Here is a 17,711-nt window from a genome sequence, read left to right on the forward strand (position 1 = left end):
AAGTGGACCTGAAACCATCCGGCTCCAAGGCTGACGGGGCCTCGATGCGAATGAAGCTTTCGTCCGTACTGGTGCTGGCGGCCGCGCTGCTGCTCGCCGCCTGCAATTCGAGCCATGTCAAATTCTCGATCGTCTCCGGTTCCGAAAACACGGTGCTGGAACCGATCGTGCAGGAGTTCTGCGCCAAGCAGGGCGCGACCTGCTCCATCTCTTACCAGGGCTCGCTCGATATTGGCCTCGGCCTGCAGAAGCCCGCCGGCCTCGACCAGGATGCGGTGTGGCCGGCATCGAGCGTTTGGGTCGACCTGTTCGATACCGGCCGCAAGGTACGCAACCTCACCTCTATCGCGCAGATGCCGGTCATCCTCGGCGTGCGCAAATCCAAGGCCGCCGAACTGGGCTGGGTCGGCAACGACGTGTACATGAAGGACATCCTTGCCGCGGTGAAAGACGGCAAGCTCAAATTCCTGATGACGTCGGCAACGCAGTCGAATTCCGGCGCCAGCGCCTATCTGGCGATGCTGTCCAGCGCGCTCGGCGGCAAGCAGGTGATCGAGCCCGGCGACCTCAACAACGCCTCCGTGCACGACACGGTCGGCGCCCTGTTGCAGGGCGTCGCCCGCTCCTCCGGTTCGTCAGGCTGGCTGGCCGATCTCTATGTCGATTCCGCGCGCAAGGGCACGCTCTATGACGCGATGTGGAATTACGAGGCGACGCTGAAGGAGACCAACGACAAGCTGAAGCAGATGGGCGACGAGCCGCTCTATGCGGTCTATCCGGCCGATGGCGTGGCGGTCGGCGATTCCCCGCTCGGCTTCATCGATCACGGCCGCGGCACCGACGTCGAGAAATTCTTCACCGACCTGCTTGCCTATCTGCAATCGGACGCCGTGCGCAAGCGCATCGCCGACACCGGCCGGCGGCTGCCGCTCGGCGGGGCTGCGGTCCAGGCGACGGCGGAGCCCGATTGGAATTTCGACCCCGGCAGGCTGGTGACATCGATCCGCATGCCGGAGCCGGCGGTGATCCGCAAGGCGCTCGACCTCTACCAGCAGGCGCTGCGCAAGCCTTCGCTGACGGCGCTCTGCTTCGATTTCTCCGGCTCGATGGAGAATGAGGGCGAAACACAGTTGCAGCAGGCCGCCCAATTCCTGTTCACGCCGGAAAAGTCGAGCGAGGTGCTGGTGCAGTGGACGCCCTCCGACCATATCTTCGTGCTGCCTTTCGACAGCACGGTGCGCGACATCTTCGACGCGACCGGCGATCCGGCCGGCCAGAACCAGCTGCTGGGCGACGTGGCGCAGCAACGCGCCGGCGGCGGCACCGACATGTATGCCTGCGCGTCACAGGCGCTGCAGAAGATCCTGGCCACGCCCGACCTTTCGAAATACCTGCCGGCCATCGTGATCATGACGGACGGCCGCACCGACGGCAGCGCCGAACCGTTCTTGGCTGAATGGCGCCAGGCGCTGGTGCGGGTGCCGGTGTTCGGCATCACCTTCGGCGATGCCGACAAGAGCCAGCTCGACAGTCTCGCCAAGGCGACCTCGGCGCGTGTCTTCGACGGCGGCGCCGACCTTGCTGGCGCCTTCCGCGCCGCGCGCGGCTACAACTAAGGCCAATCATGCGCGGCTTGTTCGGCAATGACTGGAACTGGATCGTGGCGGGGCTGGTTTCGGCCGCGCTGCTGATTGGTCTCAGCACCCTCACCCATTTCCCCTTCCTGGTCTCAGCGGTGATCTCGGCGCTGGTGTTCGCCGGGCTGATCTTCGTGCTGGCGCCGCGCCAGCTTTTCGAAGGGCTCGACCTGCGCTCGATCGGCGGCGGCCAGGTGGCGTTCGCGCGCGAATTGCTGGCGCAGGCGCAGCCCGCCGCGGACCGGCTGGCGGCGGCGGCCAGCTCGATCGCCGACAAGGATATGAAGGCCAAGGTGAAAAACCTGTCCGACATCGCCGCCGACGTCATCTCCAAGGTCGAAGCGAAGCCGGCAAGCGCGGCTTCCGTCCGGCGCTTCCTGACCTATTACGTGCCGCAGGCGGCGGAGGTTGCGGAAGGCTATGCGACGCTGGCCGACCGCCGGGCGCCGAGCCAGCAGCGGCTCGCCACGATCGGCGCGGTGATCACCAAGTTGCAGGACGCCTTCGTCCACTATGCCGACAGCCAGGCGGACTCCGAGCTTGGTACGCTCGATGTTGACCTTCGACTCATCCAGGAGTCGCTGAAAGAGGATATCGGTCGCTGATGGCCCTTTCTCGCCGCGCATTCGGACTGGGACTGCTTGCCGCCGCCGCGGCCGGTACGGGCGGCTACCTGACGCTCAAGGACCGGCCGGAGTTCCGCGGCTATCTCGGCAACCGCGCGCATCTGTTCGGCTTCATCGGCGGCGAGAAGCAGGCCTTCCTCGCCGATCCCGACGTGATCAGCGCACTGGGCGGCTACGGGCTGGAGCTCGATGCCCGCGTCGCCGGCTCGGTCGAAATGGTGCGCGAGCCTGCGCTCCTGACGCAGAAGCCGCAATTCCTGTGGCCGTCCTCGTCGATCATGGTCGACCTCGCGCGCAAGAGCGGCGTTTCCATCCGCAACGACCAGGTTGTGCTCAACTCGCCGATCGTCGTCTACACATGGGGGCCGGTGGTCGAAGGCCTGAAGAAGAGCGGGCTGGTCACCGTCGCCGCCAAGGGCGGCTACAACCAGCTCGATCTCAAGGCGCTGCTCGACGCGATCCTGGCCGGCAAGAACTGGTCGGATCTCGGCATTTCCGAGCTCTATGGCCGCGCCCGCATCGTCTCCACCGATCCCAACCGGTCCAATTCCGGCTTCATGTTTTCCGGTCTGGTGCTCAGCCTGATGAGCGGCGACGTCGCCACGCAGGAACTGCTCGCCCAGCATGGCGAGGAGGCCAAGTCGATCTTCCGCAGCATGGGCCTGAAATCGTCCTCATCTGGCAAGCTGTTCGATCAGTATATCGCCGGAGGCCTGGGTGCCGAGCCGATGGTGGTGGGTTACGAAAACCAACTCGTGGAATGGGCGCTCGCCGATCCGGTCCGCTGGCAGCGCGTGCAGGCCGGCGCCGGCGCCAAGCCGGAGATCCTCTATCCGCGCCCCACCGTCTATTCGGCGCATCCGCTGATCGTCATCGATCCGGCGGTCGACTCGCTGCTCGAAGCGCTGGCCAGCCCGAAGCTGCAGCAACTCGCCTGGTCGAAGCATGGGTTCCGCGGGCCGCTCGGCACCGTGGCGGGCGATGCCGACGCCGTGGCCGGCGTGCGGCCGGCGGAAATCGAGGCGGTGCTGCCGATGCCATCGGCCGACGTGATGCTTTCGCTGCTGTCGCGGCTGGAAGTGTGACCGGCCGGCCCGGCCGGATCCCCTCACCCCTGCCCCATCCGGTTCCAGGCGTCCAGGCCGGCGATCTTGTAGGCTTCCGCCAGCGTCGGATAGTTGAAGGTGTTGTTGACGAAGAAGTCGACCGTGCCGCCGAGGTTGATCACCGCCTGGCCGATATGGATGAGCTCGGTGGCGCCCTCGCCGACGATATGGGCGCCAAGCAGGCGGCGCGTCTCGACCGAAAACAACAGTTTCAGGAAGCCGCTCGAGACACCCATGATATGGCCGCGCGAGGTCTCGCGGAACCGCGCCAGGCCGACCTCGTAGGGGGCGCCGCTGTCGCGCACCTGTTCCTCCGACAGGCCGACGGTCGAGATCTCCGGCACGGCGTAGATGCCGTAGGGAAAGCTCTCGGGCGGCGGCGGCAGATTGACGCCGAAGGCGTGGCAGGCCGCCACCCGGCCTTGTTCCATCGAGGTCGAGGCAAGGCTCGGGAAGCCGATGACATCGCCGGAAGCGTAGATGTTCGGCACGCTGGTCTGGAAGGTGTGCGGATCGACCTTGATGCGGCCGCGGGCGTCGGCCTCGATGCCGACCAGGTCGAGGCCGAGGCTGGCGACGTTGCCGGTGCGGCCGGCGGCGTATAGGACCATCTCGGAGCGGATGGTGCGGCCATCGGCCAGCGTCACCTCGGCATGATCGGGCTTCGAGGCGATCTCCTTCACGGTGCTGCCGAGGCGGATGGTCATGCCGCGGTCGCGCATCTGGTGGATGAAGTCGTCGACGATCTCGCGATCGATGAAATCGAGAATGGTGTTGCGCGGCTCGACCAGTGTCACCGGCACGTCGAGCGCGGAAAAGATGGTGGCGTATTCGACGCCGATGACGCCGGCGCCGATCACCGTCAGCGTGCGCGGCAGATGGTGGAGCTCCAGCATCTCGTCGCTGTCGAAGACGCGCTTCTTGTCGAAGGGCACGTCGGCCGGCCGGTGCGGCCGGGTGCCGACGGCGATCAGCGCGTTGGCAAAGCCGATCTCGCTGTAGTCGCCATTGTCGGCGGTCAGGCTGACCTTGTTGGGCGTGAGGAACTTCACCGCGGCGCGCGCGCTTCTCACCGTGTTGCGCATGAACTGGTGCTGCAGCACCTCCACCTCATGGTCCAGCGTCTTGTGCAGCCGGTCGACCAGGTCGCTGATCGAGATGTCCTGCTTGACCCGGTAGCCGCGTCCGTAGAAGCCGCGTTCGCGCCAGCCCGAGAGGTTGAGCACCGTTTCGCGCAGCGTCTTCGACGGGATGGTGCCTGTATGCACCGAGACACCGCCCAGGCGCCGGCCCCTGTCGGCCACCAGCACCGACTTGCCGAGTTTGGCCGATTGCACCGCGGCGCGGCGTCCCGAAGGGCCGCTGCCGATGACCAGCATGTCGTAGTCCATGTCCCCGTCCCCTTTGTGCGCCGCAGCAAGCTAGACCGGGAAGAATGTCATGTTCAACAGGCAACACACCATTCCCAGGGCAGACGAATCCGTAATGCAACCAAAAGCATGCGAGACCTTAACCGGACGGCAAGGCTTGCGTGCAATGGTCATGCCGAGGGGACCGGGGTAACAGAGTTGGCGATTTCCAAAAGTGGTGCGCTGCCTGGCGCAGAGACTGGTTTTTGGTCCGGACTGCGAAGCAGCGAGGCCCTCGCCGACCTGCGCGAGGGCTTGTTCCGTTTCATCGCGCTGCTGGTCGCCGCGGTCTTCATCTATCGCGGTGCGCGCCATCTGGTCATCGATCCGGGCCGGCTGAACATCCTGCTGCTGATGATATCCGACGTCCTGACTTTCACCTGGCTGCTCCTGGCACGCCGACCGATTGTCCGCGACTGGAGCCCTTTCACGGTATTCATCTCGTTGACGGCCGGTTTCGGCTCGGGTTTCGTGTCGCTCCAGGACGGAGCCGCCATCATCCCGCTCTATATCGCGGCGCCGCTGCAATTCCTGGCGCTGTGGCTGGTGATCTGGGGCAAGATGTCCCTCGGCCGCTCCTTCGCCATCCTGCCTGCCAATCGCGGCGTCGTCACCGGCGGCGCCTACCGCTTCGTGCGGCACCCGATCTATGCCGGCTATCTGGCGGGACATATCCTTTTCCTGCTGTCGAGTTTCTCGATCTACAATTTCACCGTCTACGCGATCATCACCGTGTTCCAGATCCATCGCATCCTGCGCGAGGAACGCATCCTGGCGCTGACGGAGGAATATCGCGACTATCTCACGCGAGTTCGCTACAGGCTCTGTCCCGGCATCTTCTGATATCGCACCCGTCCGCCGGCGGGCACTTTCCTTGAATTCCGGACCGCCCTCACCATCTGACAAGGGCGACAGGCATCCTCAAGCGGATGCCGCGATCGAGGAACGGATATGAGCGCACACGTATTGGACGGCGAGATCATCATGACCAGGTTCGAGGACACCCGCGCCTATCGCGGGGTGCGGACAAGGCGCATCTTTGCCTTCCTGCTCGACTATTTCTTCGTCGCGCTGCTGACCATTCCCTTCGCCATCCTGGTCGCCATTCTCGGGCTTTTGACCTTCGGCCTCGGCTGGGCGCTGTTTTCGGTGCTGGTGCCCATGGTCGCCATTCTCTACATCTGGAACACGCTGGGCAGCCGCGACCAGGCGACGACCGGCATGAAGATCATGGGCATCCGCCTGGAGAAGCTCGACGGCAGCCGCATCGACGGCATGACGGCCGTGGTTCACTCGGTGCTGTTCTGGGCCGGCAACGTCATCCTGACGCCGCTGGTGCTGCTGGTCACGCTGTTCTCCGACCGCAAGCGCACGCTGCACGACCTTTTGCTCGGCACCGTGGTCACCCGCACCGATATCTGACGCGTGTCCACGGCCGCGTTCATCGAACCGCCGCCTCGCTTGTGCTCAAATATGAACAGGCCGACGCCGTCGCGGCAGCACAATCCTGTTGAATTTTTCGCCGGCCGGGCCAAAGGTAGGGCGATTCGCAGGAGCGTTTCCAAGATTAGATGACGCAGCATCCGACCCAGTCGCCGCAGTTTTTCCTGACCGCGCCGTCGCCGTGCCCCTATCTGGAGGGACAGTTCGAGCGCAAGGTGTTCACGCACCTCGTCGGCGACAAGGCGCCGGAGATGAACGACCTCTTGACGCAAGGCGGCTTCCGGCGCTCGCAGAACATCGCTTACCGCCCGGCCTGCGAATCGTGCCGCGCCTGCGTTTCGGTGCGCATCCTGGCGCAGGAATTCGTGCCCAGCCGCAACATGCGCCGCGTCGTCCAGCACAATGCCGATCTCGTCGGCGCCATGCATGACGCGCAGCCTTCGACCGAGCAATACTCGCTCTTCCGCGCCTATCTCGACGCCCGGCATCGTCGCGGCGGCATGTCGGACATGACCGTGCTCGACTATGCCATGATGGTGGAAGACACGCATGTCGACACCAAGATCATCGAATACCGGCGTCGCGGCCCCGACACGTTCATAACCGGCAAGGGCCATGGCGAACTGATAGCCGTCGCACTCACCGACAAGATGGCCGATGGCCTGTCGATGGTCTATTCCTACTTCAATCCCGACTTCGAGGATCGCTCGCTCGGCACTTTCATGATCCTCGACCACATCGCCCGCGCCAAGGCGATGGGCCTGCCCCACGTCTATCTCGGCTACTGGGTCAACGGCTCGCGCAAGATGAATTATAAGATGCGCTTCATGCCGCAGGAGCATCTCGGCCCGAAAGGCTGGGAACGCTACGACCACGAAGCGGTCAGTCGCTGAACCGCCCTACGCTCCACCCTTAAACTGTTTCAAGGAGGAGGACGCTGGTCTTTCGGCCCTCAGGCTGGAAGGACCGCGGCATGGCCGCTTTGCGCCTCCTCAAGATTGCTTGCGAGACTGCCAAGTGTCCACCCATACCGATCACCAAAAAGGTCTGCTGATCACCGCCATTGGCGGCCTGACGCTGACCATCGATATACCGTTGATCCGGCTCGCCGACGGCACACCCTGGACGATCATGATGCTGCGCACCGGCACCACCTTGCTGGCGGGGCTGGTGATATGGGCCATCTGGCGATCGTTCGACAGGAACGCGCCCCGGCTCATTCCGGGCTGGTCGGGACTTGCCGTGGCTTTTTGCTACGGCCTGACCGGGATAACCTTCGTCACGGCGGTCTATCACACCTCGACGGCCGACCTTGTCTTCATCCTGGCCTTCAACACCGTGTTCGCGGCGCTGCTGTCATGGCTTTTCCTCAAGGAAAGACCACAGCTGGCAACCGTGATCGCCATGCTGGCGATGATCTTCGGCGTGCTGGTCATCGTCGGCGGCTCCGTCGGCACCGGGCATCTGTTCGGCGATTTCATGGCCCTGTGCTCGGCCTTCTTCATCGCCCTGGCCATCACCATTTCGCGCGCCAGCGGCAAGGATATGGGCTTCACCGCGCTCGTGGGCGTCATCATACCGCTGGGGCTCGCCGTCTTCATGGTTTCGGGCGAAGGGCTGCATGTCAACGCGCCGTGGTGGATCATCTTCAACGGCGCCGTGATCATGCCGATCTCGTTCTTCTGCCTTGCCAACGGCCCGAAATACATTTCGGGCCCGGAGGTGGCGATGTTCTATCTGTTGGAAACCGTGCTCGCCCCGGTGTGGGTCTGGCTGATCTTCGCCGAGGCGCCTTCGCGCAACAGCCTAATCGGCGGCACGGTCCTGATCGTGACGCTGGTGGCGCATTCGCTGTGGCAATTGCATGAGGGTCGCAAGCGCCGGGCGGCGCTCGCCGTGGCTCACCCGGCCTGAATCTTCCTTGGATCGGCGGCCGCCTCGATCTGGGGCGGCGCGCCGGCCCCGTCGACCACTGGTGGAATCTCGTCCATCAATTCGACTTCGCGCAGCCACTCGCGCCAGATGGCGACCAGCAGCGCCATCAATACCGGGCCGATGAACAGGCCGAGGAAGCCCATCGTCTTGACGCCGCCGATCAGGCCGAAAAAAGTCGGCAGGAACGGCAGCTTGATCGGGCCGCCGACGAGCTTGGGCCGCAGCGTCTTGTCGACGATGAAGAGCTCGACCGTGCCCCAGATGAACAGTGCCACGCCGGCGATCAGCTTGCCGCTGGCGGCAAGGTAGATCGACACCAGGGTGAAGGAGAGCGGCGCGCCGCCGGGGATCAGCGCCATGATGCCGGTGAGAGCGCCGAGCGTCACCGGCGACGGCACGCCGGCCAGCCAATAGGCGATACCCAGCACAAGGCCCTCGCCGATGGCAATGATGGTCATGCCGGTCACGGTCGAGGAGATGGTTGCCGGCACGACACGCGAGATCCGCTCCCAGCGTGTCGGCAGAATGCGTTCGCCGAGGCGATCGACCTGGGCCGCGAAAGACTCGCCGTCGCGATAGGCGAAGAACAGCGCGATCATCATGAACAGAAGCGTCAGCAACAGGCCGAAGGCGCTGCCGCCGGCGGCCAAGGCGCCGCGATAGATGGTGCCGATGTTGGAGCCGCTGATCAGCTGGATCAACTCGCCGATGCCGCCTGGATGGCCGAGATAGCCCGTCCACTGCTCGTTCAGCCACTCGCCGACCACCGGCATGGTGGCGATCCATTGCGGGGTCACCGCGCCGTGCCGATTGGTCTCGATCGCCCAGGTGACCCACTCGCGCAGCTCATTGATGGCATAGGTGCCGGCAAGCGCGATCGGCACCACCAGGAAAGTGAGGATGAACAGGATCGCCAAAGTCGCGCCGACGGTGCGGTTGCCACCGACCGCGACGAGCAGCCGGCGGTAGAGCGGCCAGCTGGCGAAGGCGATGACCAGCGCCGCCAGCACCGGGAACAGGAAACCGTGGAAGAAATAGACGCCGGCGGCCACGATCAGGACCAGGAGCCAGCGTGCCGCCGACAGCGGCGGGATGACCGCTGCCCTCAGCGGCGTCGACAGACCGAACAGTCGCTGCCCCGGCTTCTGGATCTCGGCCCGCTTCAACCCGGCGTTTCTCCCCTGCCCGATGGTTCAATGGATGCTTATGCATCATCATAGTGCAGCAATCGTGACGATAGTCCAAATAGTGCCTTTTCCTTCTCCCCTTGCGGGGTGAGCAGCCGGTTCGCGTAGCGAATTCATCGTGCCAGTGGCACGATGAAAGGCCGGCGAACGCCGGGACGCTGCGGAGCAGCGGGGGCCCGGCCGGGGTGGATCGGCCACCACCCGGCCCTTCGCAGGCTCAGGGCGTTCGAAGCTCGAAAAGCCAAGCAATTGGCTTTTCGTCCGCTAAGGCGGACCGCTTCTCACCCCACAAGGGGAGAGGGGGAGCCTCACTACCCGAACTTACCCGTCCGTGGGAAACCCTTCGGCACCATGCGGCCGGCGGCCGCGCGCGCCCCGATCCACTCGGCAAGTTCCTCGCGCGACTTGACGAAGGTGCGATCGGCCGAATCCTGCCAGGAGAGGCCGGTTGCAAGCGTGAAGGTCTTCAGATCCAGCACGCCGCCATCCTTGTATTTCTGCAGCCGTACACCCTTGCCGCGCGCCATTTCGGGGATTTCGGCGAGCGGGAAAACCAGCATCTTGCGGTTCTCGCCGACGATGGCGAGATGGTCGCCCGACACCGGGATACAGCGCTTGGCCTCGTCCGGCGCCTTTACGTTCATCACCTGCTTGCCCTTGCGGGTGTTGGCGACGACCTCTTCCTCCGAGACGACGAAGCCGTTGGCGTCATAGGAAACGAGCAGCAGCTTGCGCTTCGGATCATGGACAAAGGCGGTGACGATGTCCTGGTCGTTCTCCATGTCGACGATGATGCGGATCGGCTCGCCATGGCCGCGCCCCCCCGGCAGCCGGTCGGCGCCGATGGTGTAGAACTTGCCGCCGGTGGTGAAGACCAGGATCTTGTCCGTGGTCTGGGCATGGAAGGCGAGCTTCAGGCTGTCGCCTTCCTTGAAGGCAAGCTGCGAATGGTCGGTCAGGTGGCCCTTCATGGCGCGAAGCCAGCCCTTTTCCGACACCACGACGGTGACCGGCTCGCGCTCGATCATGGCATGCGCGATATCGGTCAGATCATGCTCGGGCGCGTCGGCGAACTGGGTGCGGCGCTTGCCAAGCTTGGTCTCGGGGCCGAACTTGTCGCGGACCTGGGTGACTTCCCACTTGATCGTCGACCATTGCTTGGCGTCCGACGCCAGCAGCGCCTCGATCTGCTTCTTTTCCGCGGTGAGGCCGTCGAATTCCTTGCGGATCTCGATCTCTTCGAGCTTGCGCAAGGCGCGCAGGCGCATGTTGAGGATGGCTTCGGCCTGGTTGTCGGTGAGCGACCAGCGGGCCATCATCACCTGCTTGGGCTCATCCTCCTCGCGGATGATCCTGATGACCTCGTCGATGTTGAGATAGGCGATCAGGTAGCCGGCGAGGATTTCCAGCCGCTTCTCGATCTCGCCAAGCCGGTATTTCGAGCGGCGGATCAGAACCTCGCGGCGGTGGTCGAGCCACTCCTTCAGCACGCCTTTCAGCGAGAGGACGTTCGGCACCTTGCCGCGCGACAGCACGTTCATGTTGAGCGGGAAACGGCTTTCGAGCTCGGTGAGCTTGAACAGCGATTCCATCAGCAGGCCGGGATCGACGGTGCGGCTCTTCGGCACCAGGACGATGCGGATGTCTTCCGCGCTCTCGTCGCGGATGTCCTCGAGCAACGGCAGCTTGCGCGCCATCAGGAGCTCGGCGATCTTCTCGATCAGCCTGGCCTTCTGCACGCTGTAAGGGATCTCAGTGACGACGATGCTCCAGGTGCCCCTGCCCTGATCCTCCTGGCCCCATTTCGAACGCACGCGGAAACCGCCGCGGCCCGTCTCATAGGCTTCGAGGATCGAGGCGCGGCTGTCGACGATGATGCCGCCGGTGGGGAAATCCGGTCCCTGGACGAAATCCATCAGCTTCGCCACCGGCGCGTCCGGATCTTCGATCAGATGGAGCGCGGCGTCACAAAGCTCGGCGGCGTTATGCGGCGGGATGGAGGTCGCCATGCCGACGGCAATGCCGGAGGAGCCGTTGGCGAGCAGGTTCGGGAATGCGCCGGGGAGAACGGACGGCTCCTCGTCCTCCTCATTGTAGGTCGGCCGGAAATCGACCGCGTCCTCGTTAATGCCGTCAAGCAGATCGGTCGCCACCTCGGTCATGCGCGCTTCGGTGTAGCGCATGGCGGCAGCGTTATCGCCGTCGATGTTGCCGAAATTGCCCTGCCCGTCGACCAGCGGGTAGCGCATCGAGAATTCCTGCGCCAGACGCACCAGAGCGTCGTAGATCGACTGGTCGCCATGCGGATGGAACTTGCCCATCACGTCGCCGACGATGCGGGCGCATTTGGCGAAGCCCTGATCGGGGTTGAGCCTGAGCAGCCGCATGGCATGCATGATGCGGCGATGGACCGGCTTCAGTCCGTCGCGCACATCCGGCAGTGCTCGGTGCATGATGGTCGACAACGCATAGGCAAGGTAGCGCTTCTCAAGCGCTTCCTTCAGATCGACCGGTTCGATTTTGTCGCCGCCGCCATTGTCATCAGGCGGCAAAAGCCTCTTTCCCATGGTTTTGGACTAGCCGAGCGGGTGATTCGCGGCAAGCGTCGCGTGAACATCGGCGCATTTCGCCGCGGCCATAGGCGCGCCCCGGCGATGTGAAGGATTTCACGGAAACGGCGCCGCGGCAGCTGCAATTTGCCGCCGATCTGCAACAGGCCGTGGCGGCTCTATCATGCCGGCCAACATCAATCCGTTACATGCGGCCACTATCTGGCATGCAACACGCTGGCGGAAGGGGCCGCGGCCTTCATGACAAATTCACCGCATCAAGCAATGGCTGCCGACCGGCATTTGCTTTTCATCGCCATTTTCGACAAATGTGCCGGGAAATGCCTTCTTCCCGTCCCGTTCGTCACGGAATGGTGATGGAGCAGGCTTCAAAACAATTTCATCATAGCCAAATCAGGACAGGGAACTCGCCCATGACGATCCAACGCTCAACGCTTAAGAAACTGGCCTTTTCGACCTTTCTGCTGACGCTGCCGCTCAACGCGGCCTTCGCCGCCGATCCGGCGGTGGCCGAGCGCATCAAGGCAGCCCTTGCCGCCCAGGGCGTCGACATTTCCTGGACCGGCGTCTCCGGCGACGATTCGAACGCCGTGCTGCAGGGCGTCTCCATCAAGCCGGCGGCCGAGAAGGAAGCGCTGACGATCGGCGACGTGAAGCTGGAAGGGGTCAGCGAAGCCAATGGCGGCTTTGAGATCGCCACCGTCTCGACCTCGCCTTTCGAGCACAGCAAGGACGGCGTGACGCTCAACCTCAGCCCGGTGGTCATCCACGACATGAAGGTCCCGGCCGAAGGCGGCACCGACCCGCTCGGCTCGCTGATGATGTACAAGTCGGCCGAACTCTCCAACATGACGGTCAAGGTCGGCGACAAGACGGCGTTCGCGATGGACGGGCTTGCCGTCCAGATCACCCCGCCGGCCGACGGCAAGGCAATGGACTTCACCGCCAACACCGAAAAATTCACCGCCGACCTGTCGCTGGTCGACGACCCCAAGTCGAAGGAAGCGATCGAGGCGCTCGGCTACCAGAACATCTCGGGCAACATCGACATGGCCGGCACCTGGCAGCCGAGCGACGGCAAGATGGAGCTGACGAAATATGACGTCTCGGTCGAGAATGCCGGCACGCTCGGCATGACCTTCGACCTCGGCGGCTACACGGTCGACTTCATCAAGTCGATGCAGGCTATGCAGAAGCAGCTCGCCTCGCAGCCGGAAGGCGCCGACAAATCGGCGCAGGGCATGGCTATGCTCGGCCTGATGCAGCAGCTTTCCTTCAACGGCGCCTCGGTGCGCTTCGAGGACGATTCATTGACCGGCAAGGTGCTCGACTATGTGGGCAAACAGCAGGGCATGTCAGGTAAGGACATCGCCAATCAGGCCAAGGCGATCGTGCCGTTCGGCATGGCGCAGCTCAACAATCCCGAGCTGACGGCCGAGGTCTCGGCGGCGGTCAACACCTTCCTCGACGATCCGAAGAGCCTGGAAATCTCGGCCGAACCGCCGTCGTCGGTGCCGTTCGCGCTGATCATGGCCGGCGCCATGTCCAACCCTCTCGACCTGCCCAAGACGCTCGGCGTCAAGGTCAAGGCGAACCAGGACTGATCGAGCGAACCGCTCAAACAAAGCCCGGCAGAGATGCCGGGCTTTTTTGTTGAGGCCGATTCTTCAAGCGAAGAGAAAGGCTTGGCTCTGAGTCCTAGCCTTCCTTCTTGGCCACAGCGACGCGCAGCGACAGCTCGCGCAGCTGCTGCGGGGTCGCTTCCGAAGGCGCGTTCATCAACAGGTCGTACGCCTGCTGGTTCATCGGGAACATGGTGATCTCGCGCAGGTTCTTTGCCCCGACGAGCAGCATGACGATGCGGTCGACGCCGGCCGCCATGCCGCCATGCGGCGGCGCGCCATACTGGAAGGCGCGATAGAGGCCGCCGAAGCGCTCTTCCACCGTCGCGCGATCCAGACCGCGAATCTCAAACGCCTTGACCATGGTTTCCGGCAGATGGTTGCGGATGCCGCCCGAGGCAATCTCGAAACCATTGCAGACCATGTCGTACTGGAACGCCTTGATCTCGAGCGGATCCTTGGTCGTCAGGGCTTCGATGCCGCCCTGTGGCATCGAGAACGGATTGTGCGCGAAATCGATCGCTTTCGCCTCTTCGTCCCATTCATAGAAGGGGAAGTCGATGATCCAGCATAATTCGAACCGCTCCCGGTCGACCAGATTCAGCTCCTCGCCGGCGCGCGTACGAGCGGCGCCTGCGAAAGTGACGAACTTCTTCGGGTCGCCGGCGACGAAGAACGCGGCGTCGCCATCGGCAAGGCCGAGCTGCTGGCGGATCGCCTCGGTACGCTCCTCGCCGATGTTCTTGGCCAGTGGGCCGGCGCCTTCGAGCTTGTCGCCTTCCTTGCGCCAGAAGATATAGCCCAGCCCCGGCTGGCCCTCGCCTTGCGCCCAGGCGTTCATACGGTCGCAGAAGGCGCGGCTGCCGCCGGTCTTGGCGGGAATGCCCCACACTTCGGCCTTGGCGTCGTTGGCCAGGATGTTGGCGAACACCTTGAAGCTGGAATCGCGGAAATGATCCGAGACCGCCTGCATCTCGATCGGGTTGCGCAGGTCCGGTTTGTCGGAGCCGTATTTGCGCATGGCCACGTCATAAGGGATGCGCTGGAACTTCTGCGTCACCGGCTTGCCGGCAGCGAAGGTTTCGAAGACGCCGCGAAGCACCGGCTCCATGGTGGAGAGCACATCGTCCTGCTCCACGAAGCTCATCTCGAGGTCGAGCTGGTAGAATTCGCCCGGCAGGCGGTCGGCGCGCGGATCCTCGTCGCGGAAGCAGGGAGCGATCTGGAAATAGCGGTCGAAGCCGGAAACCATGATCAGCTGCTTGTACTGCTGCGGCGCCTGCGGCAGCGCGTAGAAGGTGCCGGGATGGATGCGCGACGGCACCAGGAAGTCGCGCGCGCCTTCCGGCGACGAAGCGGTGAGGATCGGCGTCGAAAATTCGGTGAAACCGACCTCGCCCATGCGCTTGCGCATCTCGGCGATGATCTTGGTGCGCGCGACGATGTTCTTGTGCAGCGTCTCGCGGCGCAGATCGAGGAAGCGGTATTTCAGGCGGATGTCTTCCGGATAATCCGGCTCGCCGAAGACCGGCAGCGGCAGCTCCTTGGCGGCCGACAGCACTTCGATCTCGCGCGCGAAAATCTCGATCTCGCCGGTCGGCAGGTTGGCGTTCGTCGTCTCCGGCAGGCGCGCCTTGACCTCGCCGTCGACGCGGATCACCCATTCGCCGCGCACCGTCTCGGCGACCTTGAAGGCTGGCGAGTCCGGATCGGCGACGATCTGGGTCAGACCATAATGGTCGCGCAAGTCGATGAAGAGCAGGCCGCCATGGTCGCGCACGCGATGCACCCAGCCCGACAGGCGGACGGAATTGCCGACGTCGCTCTTTCTCAACTGGGCACAGGTGTGGCTGCGGTAACGATGCGTGGTCATGGGTAAAGTCCGGAAAATTGCGGGCATCAGCCCGGCTCGAAAATTGGCGCGAAAAGCGCATGAGAGGCCGGCTTTGTCAAGGCAACCGGTCACACAGGCGCCGCTTCTGCCGTTCAAGCAAAATGGATTTGCGCGCCCCGGCTTTGGAAATCGGCGAGCGTGGCGGCAGGCGCGGTCTTTTCCACCACAAGGTGGCGGATCGCATCCGCTCCCGTCACACGATACGGCGCGGCGGTGGCGAGCTTGTCGTTGGTGACGGCAATGACGATGCCGGCGCTGTTTTTCGCCATGACGCGTTTCACCTCGGCTTCGGCCGAATCGAAGGCGGTGACGCCGCGCGCGACATCCAGCCCGCAGGATCCCAGAAAGAACAGATCGGCGCCGAGCTGCGCCACCGCGGCGAGCGTGTCGGCGCCGACGCACGTGCCGAGATCGGGCACATAGCGGCCACCGAGCACGATCAGCTCGACCAGGGGAAGGTCCGCCAGCGCCGAGGCCACGCCCAGCGCATTGGTGGCGACGGTCAGTTCCATGTCGCGCGGGATCGCCCTGGCGATCGCCTCGTTGGTCGTGCCGCCGTCGATGAAGAGCGACTGCCCCGCGCTCAGCAGCGCAACGGCTGCGCTGGCGAGCCGCGTTTTTTCCTCGACCGCGTGACGGCTGCGCTGGCTGAGCGTCGCGGCGGCAAAGGGCGCCGAGGTGACCGCTCCGCCATAGACGCGGCGCAGCTGCCCGGCCTTGGCAAGTTCCCTCAGATCGCGGCGCACCGTGTCTTCCGACACGCCGAAACGGCCGGCGAGCTCGCCGGCCAGCACCTTTCCGTCCGCCGCAAGCTGGTCGCGAATGAGTTGATGGCGTTCCTCGGTGAGCATGCACGATCCTATTTATTTGTGCACGTTGTTGCATGTTTTGCCTGTTCATGCAAGAAAGAGTCGACTGGCGGCCCCGAGAGGTGCCCACCGAAAATCTCCTTATTGGATTGTCCGCGCGATGACCTTTGGCCTGAAACTCGCTCCGCAGCACCGTGTCTATGCCGGTTTCGCGGTCTATTCCTTCGCCATGGGCAACATCTTCCCGCGCCTGCCCGACATCAAGCATGCGATGCAGATCGAGGACGGCACGCTCGGTCTCGCCCTGATCGGGACGCCGATCGGCACGCTGATCGCGCTGACGCTGGCGACGCCTATCCTGGAGCGGGTCGGCTTTCGCCGCGCGCTGCTCTGGCTGGTGCCGCTGCTCGGGGCCGCCTATGCCATCGCTGTGCACGCGCAAGGCCCGACCGCTCTGTTCCTGATGCTGCTCCCGGTCGGACTGATGATCGGCAGCATCGAAATAATCTTGAATGTCGAGGCCGACAGGACCGAGCACCTGCTCCAGCGCCGCATCATGAACCGGGCGCATTCGTTCTGGAGCATCGGCTTCTTCGGCGCTGGGCTGTTCGGCGGCGCGCTAGCGCATCTCGGCCTGTCGCCGCAACTGCATCTGGCGCTGGTGGTGCCGATGGTGGCCGTCGCGGTGGCGCTGTTCCTCGGCGGCTTCGAACCGGCGCCCGCCCGTTTCGCCGCGTCCGGCAGCAAAGCGCCGATGTTCGCCCGGCCGACGCTGCCGATCCTGATCCTCGTCGCGGTGACGCTGTCGGCGATGCTGATGGAAGGCGCCAGCATGGACTGGTCGGCGATCTATATGCGCACCGTGTTCGAATCGGGGCCATTCGTTGCCGGGATCACCGTGGCGCTGTTCGCCTTCTCGCAGGCGACGACGCGCTTCTTCGCCGACAGCTTCGTCGAGCGCTACTCGCCGAGCGGCGTGGCGCGCGTGCTTCTGGCAACGATGGCTGCCGGCGTCTTCATCGTCTTCTTCTCGCCCCTGCCCTTCGTCTCCATGCTGGGCTTCGCGCTCATGGGCATTGGCTGCAGCGCCATCTTTCCGCTGGCGATTTCGGCGGCGGCCCAGAGGACGGACCGCTCCGCCGCGATCAACGTTGCCGCATTGTCGCAGATCTCCTTCGTCGCCTTCCTGCTCGGTCCGCCGCTGCTCGGCTTCGTCTCCGACCACTGGGGCATCCGCTCGGCCTTTGGCATCGGCTTACCGTTCATCGTGCTCAGCTTGGCCGCAGCGGGCGCGCTCGGCCGGCGGCCGTCGCCGAACGCCATGCCGGACGGCGCAGGATCCGGCTCGACGGGAGAGAGGGTACCGGCGAGAGCCTATGAGGCATGAACGACTCGCCCGCCTAGCGGCGCGGACCGCGACGGTTTGAGGGGCATCGCGGGTTGGCGCGCAGGCATGCGGCGCGATTTCTCACG

At 64.3% G+C, this 17,711-nt stretch carries 14 protein-coding genes; 9 read left to right on the forward strand and 5 right to left on the reverse strand.

The annotated features are described in order from the left end of the window. Positions 1-44 precede the first annotated feature (44 nt). The 3 genes from LB572_RS23910 to LB572_RS23920 are packed head-to-tail and all read left to right on the forward strand — an operon-like array spanning position 45 to position 3,348. Entirely contained in the window at positions 45-1,616 is a 1,572-nt protein-coding gene (locus tag LB572_RS23910) for a VWA domain-containing protein (RefSeq protein ID WP_224669449.1), read from the forward strand. Between the two features lie 8 nt (positions 1,617-1,624). Beyond that, positions 1,625-2,242, forward strand: coding sequence for a 5-bromo-4-chloroindolyl phosphate hydrolysis family protein (locus LB572_RS23915; protein ID WP_140804434.1), 618 nt, complete (start codon positions 1,625-1,627; stop codon positions 2,240-2,242). Next, positions 2,242-3,348, forward strand: coding sequence for a hypothetical protein (locus tag LB572_RS23920; RefSeq protein WP_224669450.1), 1,107 nt, complete (start codon positions 2,242-2,244; stop codon positions 3,346-3,348). Before LB572_RS23915 ends, LB572_RS23920 begins: the two co-directional genes overlap by 1 nt. A gap of 23 nt (positions 3,349-3,371) precedes the next feature. On the opposite strand, the gene sthA is transcribed toward LB572_RS23920, so the two are convergent. Next, on the reverse strand, positions 3,372-4,760 hold the full coding sequence (gene sthA / locus LB572_RS23925; protein WP_140804430.1) for a Si-specific NAD(P)(+) transhydrogenase: 1,389 nt from the start codon (positions 4,758-4,760) through the stop codon (positions 3,372-3,374). Between the two features lie 273 nt (positions 4,761-5,033). Here sthA and LB572_RS23930 point away from each other — a divergent pair, with 273 nt between their 5' ends. From LB572_RS23930 to LB572_RS23945, 4 genes are all read left to right on the forward strand, one after another. After that, positions 5,034-5,621 (forward strand): methyltransferase family protein, encoded by a 588-nt coding sequence (locus LB572_RS23930; RefSeq protein WP_224669451.1) that lies wholly within the window; start codon positions 5,034-5,036, stop codon positions 5,619-5,621. A gap of 108 nt (positions 5,622-5,729) precedes the next feature. After that, positions 5,730-6,200: an RDD family protein gene (locus LB572_RS23935; RefSeq protein WP_224669452.1), complete on the forward strand. Its 471-nt coding sequence runs from the start codon at positions 5,730-5,732 to the stop codon at positions 6,198-6,200. Positions 6,201-6,349: 149 nt separating this feature from the next. Further along, a complete protein-coding gene (locus LB572_RS23940; RefSeq protein WP_224669453.1) occupies positions 6,350-7,114 on the forward strand; it encodes an arginyltransferase in 765 nt (254 codons plus the stop codon). A 124-nt stretch (positions 7,115-7,238) separates the two neighbouring features. Then, positions 7,239-8,135 (forward strand): DMT family transporter, encoded by an 897-nt coding sequence (locus LB572_RS23945; RefSeq protein ID WP_224669454.1) that lies wholly within the window; start codon positions 7,239-7,241, stop codon positions 8,133-8,135. On the opposite strand, the gene LB572_RS23950 is transcribed toward LB572_RS23945, so the two are convergent. Together LB572_RS23950 and parC are read right to left on the reverse strand one after the other, a co-directional pair. Next, the gene (locus LB572_RS23950; protein WP_224669455.1) at positions 8,123-9,322 is read right to left on the reverse strand and encodes an AI-2E family transporter; all 1,200 of its coding nucleotides are present in this window, start codon (positions 9,320-9,322) and stop codon (positions 8,123-8,125) included. The genes LB572_RS23945 and LB572_RS23950 overlap by 13 nt on opposite strands. Before the next feature lie 332 nt (positions 9,323-9,654). Continuing rightward, complete coding sequence (parC, locus tag LB572_RS23955; RefSeq protein WP_224669456.1) at positions 9,655-11,910, reverse strand: DNA topoisomerase IV subunit A; 2,256 nt, start codon at positions 11,908-11,910, stop codon at positions 9,655-9,657. Between the two features lie 416 nt (positions 11,911-12,326). Here parC and LB572_RS23960 point away from each other — a divergent pair, with 416 nt between their 5' ends. Then, complete coding sequence (locus tag LB572_RS23960) at positions 12,327-13,517, forward strand: hypothetical protein (RefSeq protein ID WP_224669457.1); 1,191 nt, start codon at positions 12,327-12,329, stop codon at positions 13,515-13,517. Positions 13,518-13,611: 94 nt separating this feature from the next. Here the strand turns inward: LB572_RS23960 and aspS are convergent, their stop codons facing one another. Together aspS and LB572_RS23970 are read right to left on the reverse strand one after the other, a co-directional pair. Beyond that, positions 13,612-15,408, reverse strand: a complete 1,797-nt coding sequence (gene aspS, locus LB572_RS23965) for an aspartate--tRNA ligase (protein WP_224669458.1) — start codon at positions 15,406-15,408, stop codon at positions 13,612-13,614. Positions 15,409-15,521: 113 nt separating this feature from the next. Continuing rightward, a complete protein-coding gene (locus tag LB572_RS23970; RefSeq protein ID WP_224669459.1) occupies positions 15,522-16,280 on the reverse strand; it encodes a DeoR/GlpR family DNA-binding transcription regulator in 759 nt (252 codons plus the stop codon). A gap of 118 nt (positions 16,281-16,398) precedes the next feature. Here LB572_RS23970 and LB572_RS23975 point away from each other — a divergent pair, with 118 nt between their 5' ends. Next, positions 16,399-17,625 carry an MFS transporter gene (locus LB572_RS23975; RefSeq protein WP_224669460.1) on the forward strand — a complete coding sequence of 409 codons (1,227 nt, stop codon included), beginning with the start codon at positions 16,399-16,401 and terminating at the stop codon, positions 17,623-17,625. The last annotated feature ends 86 nt before the right edge of the window (positions 17,626-17,711 follow it).

It is taken from the genome of Mesorhizobium sp. BH1-1-5 (genome assembly GCF_020165615.1).
Taxonomy (GTDB): domain Bacteria; phylum Pseudomonadota; class Alphaproteobacteria; order Rhizobiales; family Rhizobiaceae; genus Mesorhizobium.

Coding starts and splice junctions, on each gene's coding strand:
- LB572_RS23910 (WP_224669449.1), top strand. CDS start 45: ATGCGAATGAAGCTTTCGTCCGTACTGGTGCTGGCGGCCGCGCTGCTG.
- LB572_RS23915 (WP_140804434.1), top strand. CDS start 1,625: ATGCGCGGCTTGTTCGGCAATGACTGGAACTGGATCGTGGCGGGGCTG.
- LB572_RS23920 (WP_224669450.1), top strand. CDS start 2,242: ATGGCCCTTTCTCGCCGCGCATTCGGACTGGGACTGCTTGCCGCCGCC.
- sthA (WP_140804430.1), bottom strand. CDS start 4,760: ATGGACTACGACATGCTGGTCATCGGCAGCGGCCCTTCGGGACGCCGC.
- LB572_RS23935 (WP_224669452.1), top strand. CDS start 5,730: ATGAGCGCACACGTATTGGACGGCGAGATCATCATGACCAGGTTCGAG.
- LB572_RS23940 (WP_224669453.1), top strand. CDS start 6,350: ATGACGCAGCATCCGACCCAGTCGCCGCAGTTTTTCCTGACCGCGCCG.
- parC (WP_224669456.1), bottom strand. CDS start 11,910: ATGGGAAAGAGGCTTTTGCCGCCTGATGACAATGGCGGCGGCGACAAA.
- LB572_RS23960 (WP_224669457.1), top strand. CDS start 12,327: ATGACGATCCAACGCTCAACGCTTAAGAAACTGGCCTTTTCGACCTTT.
- aspS (WP_224669458.1), bottom strand. CDS start 15,408: ATGACCACGCATCGTTACCGCAGCCACACCTGTGCCCAGTTGAGAAAG.
- LB572_RS23970 (WP_224669459.1), bottom strand. CDS start 16,280: ATGCTCACCGAGGAACGCCATCAACTCATTCGCGACCAGCTTGCGGCG.
- LB572_RS23975 (WP_224669460.1), top strand. CDS start 16,399: ATGACCTTTGGCCTGAAACTCGCTCCGCAGCACCGTGTCTATGCCGGT.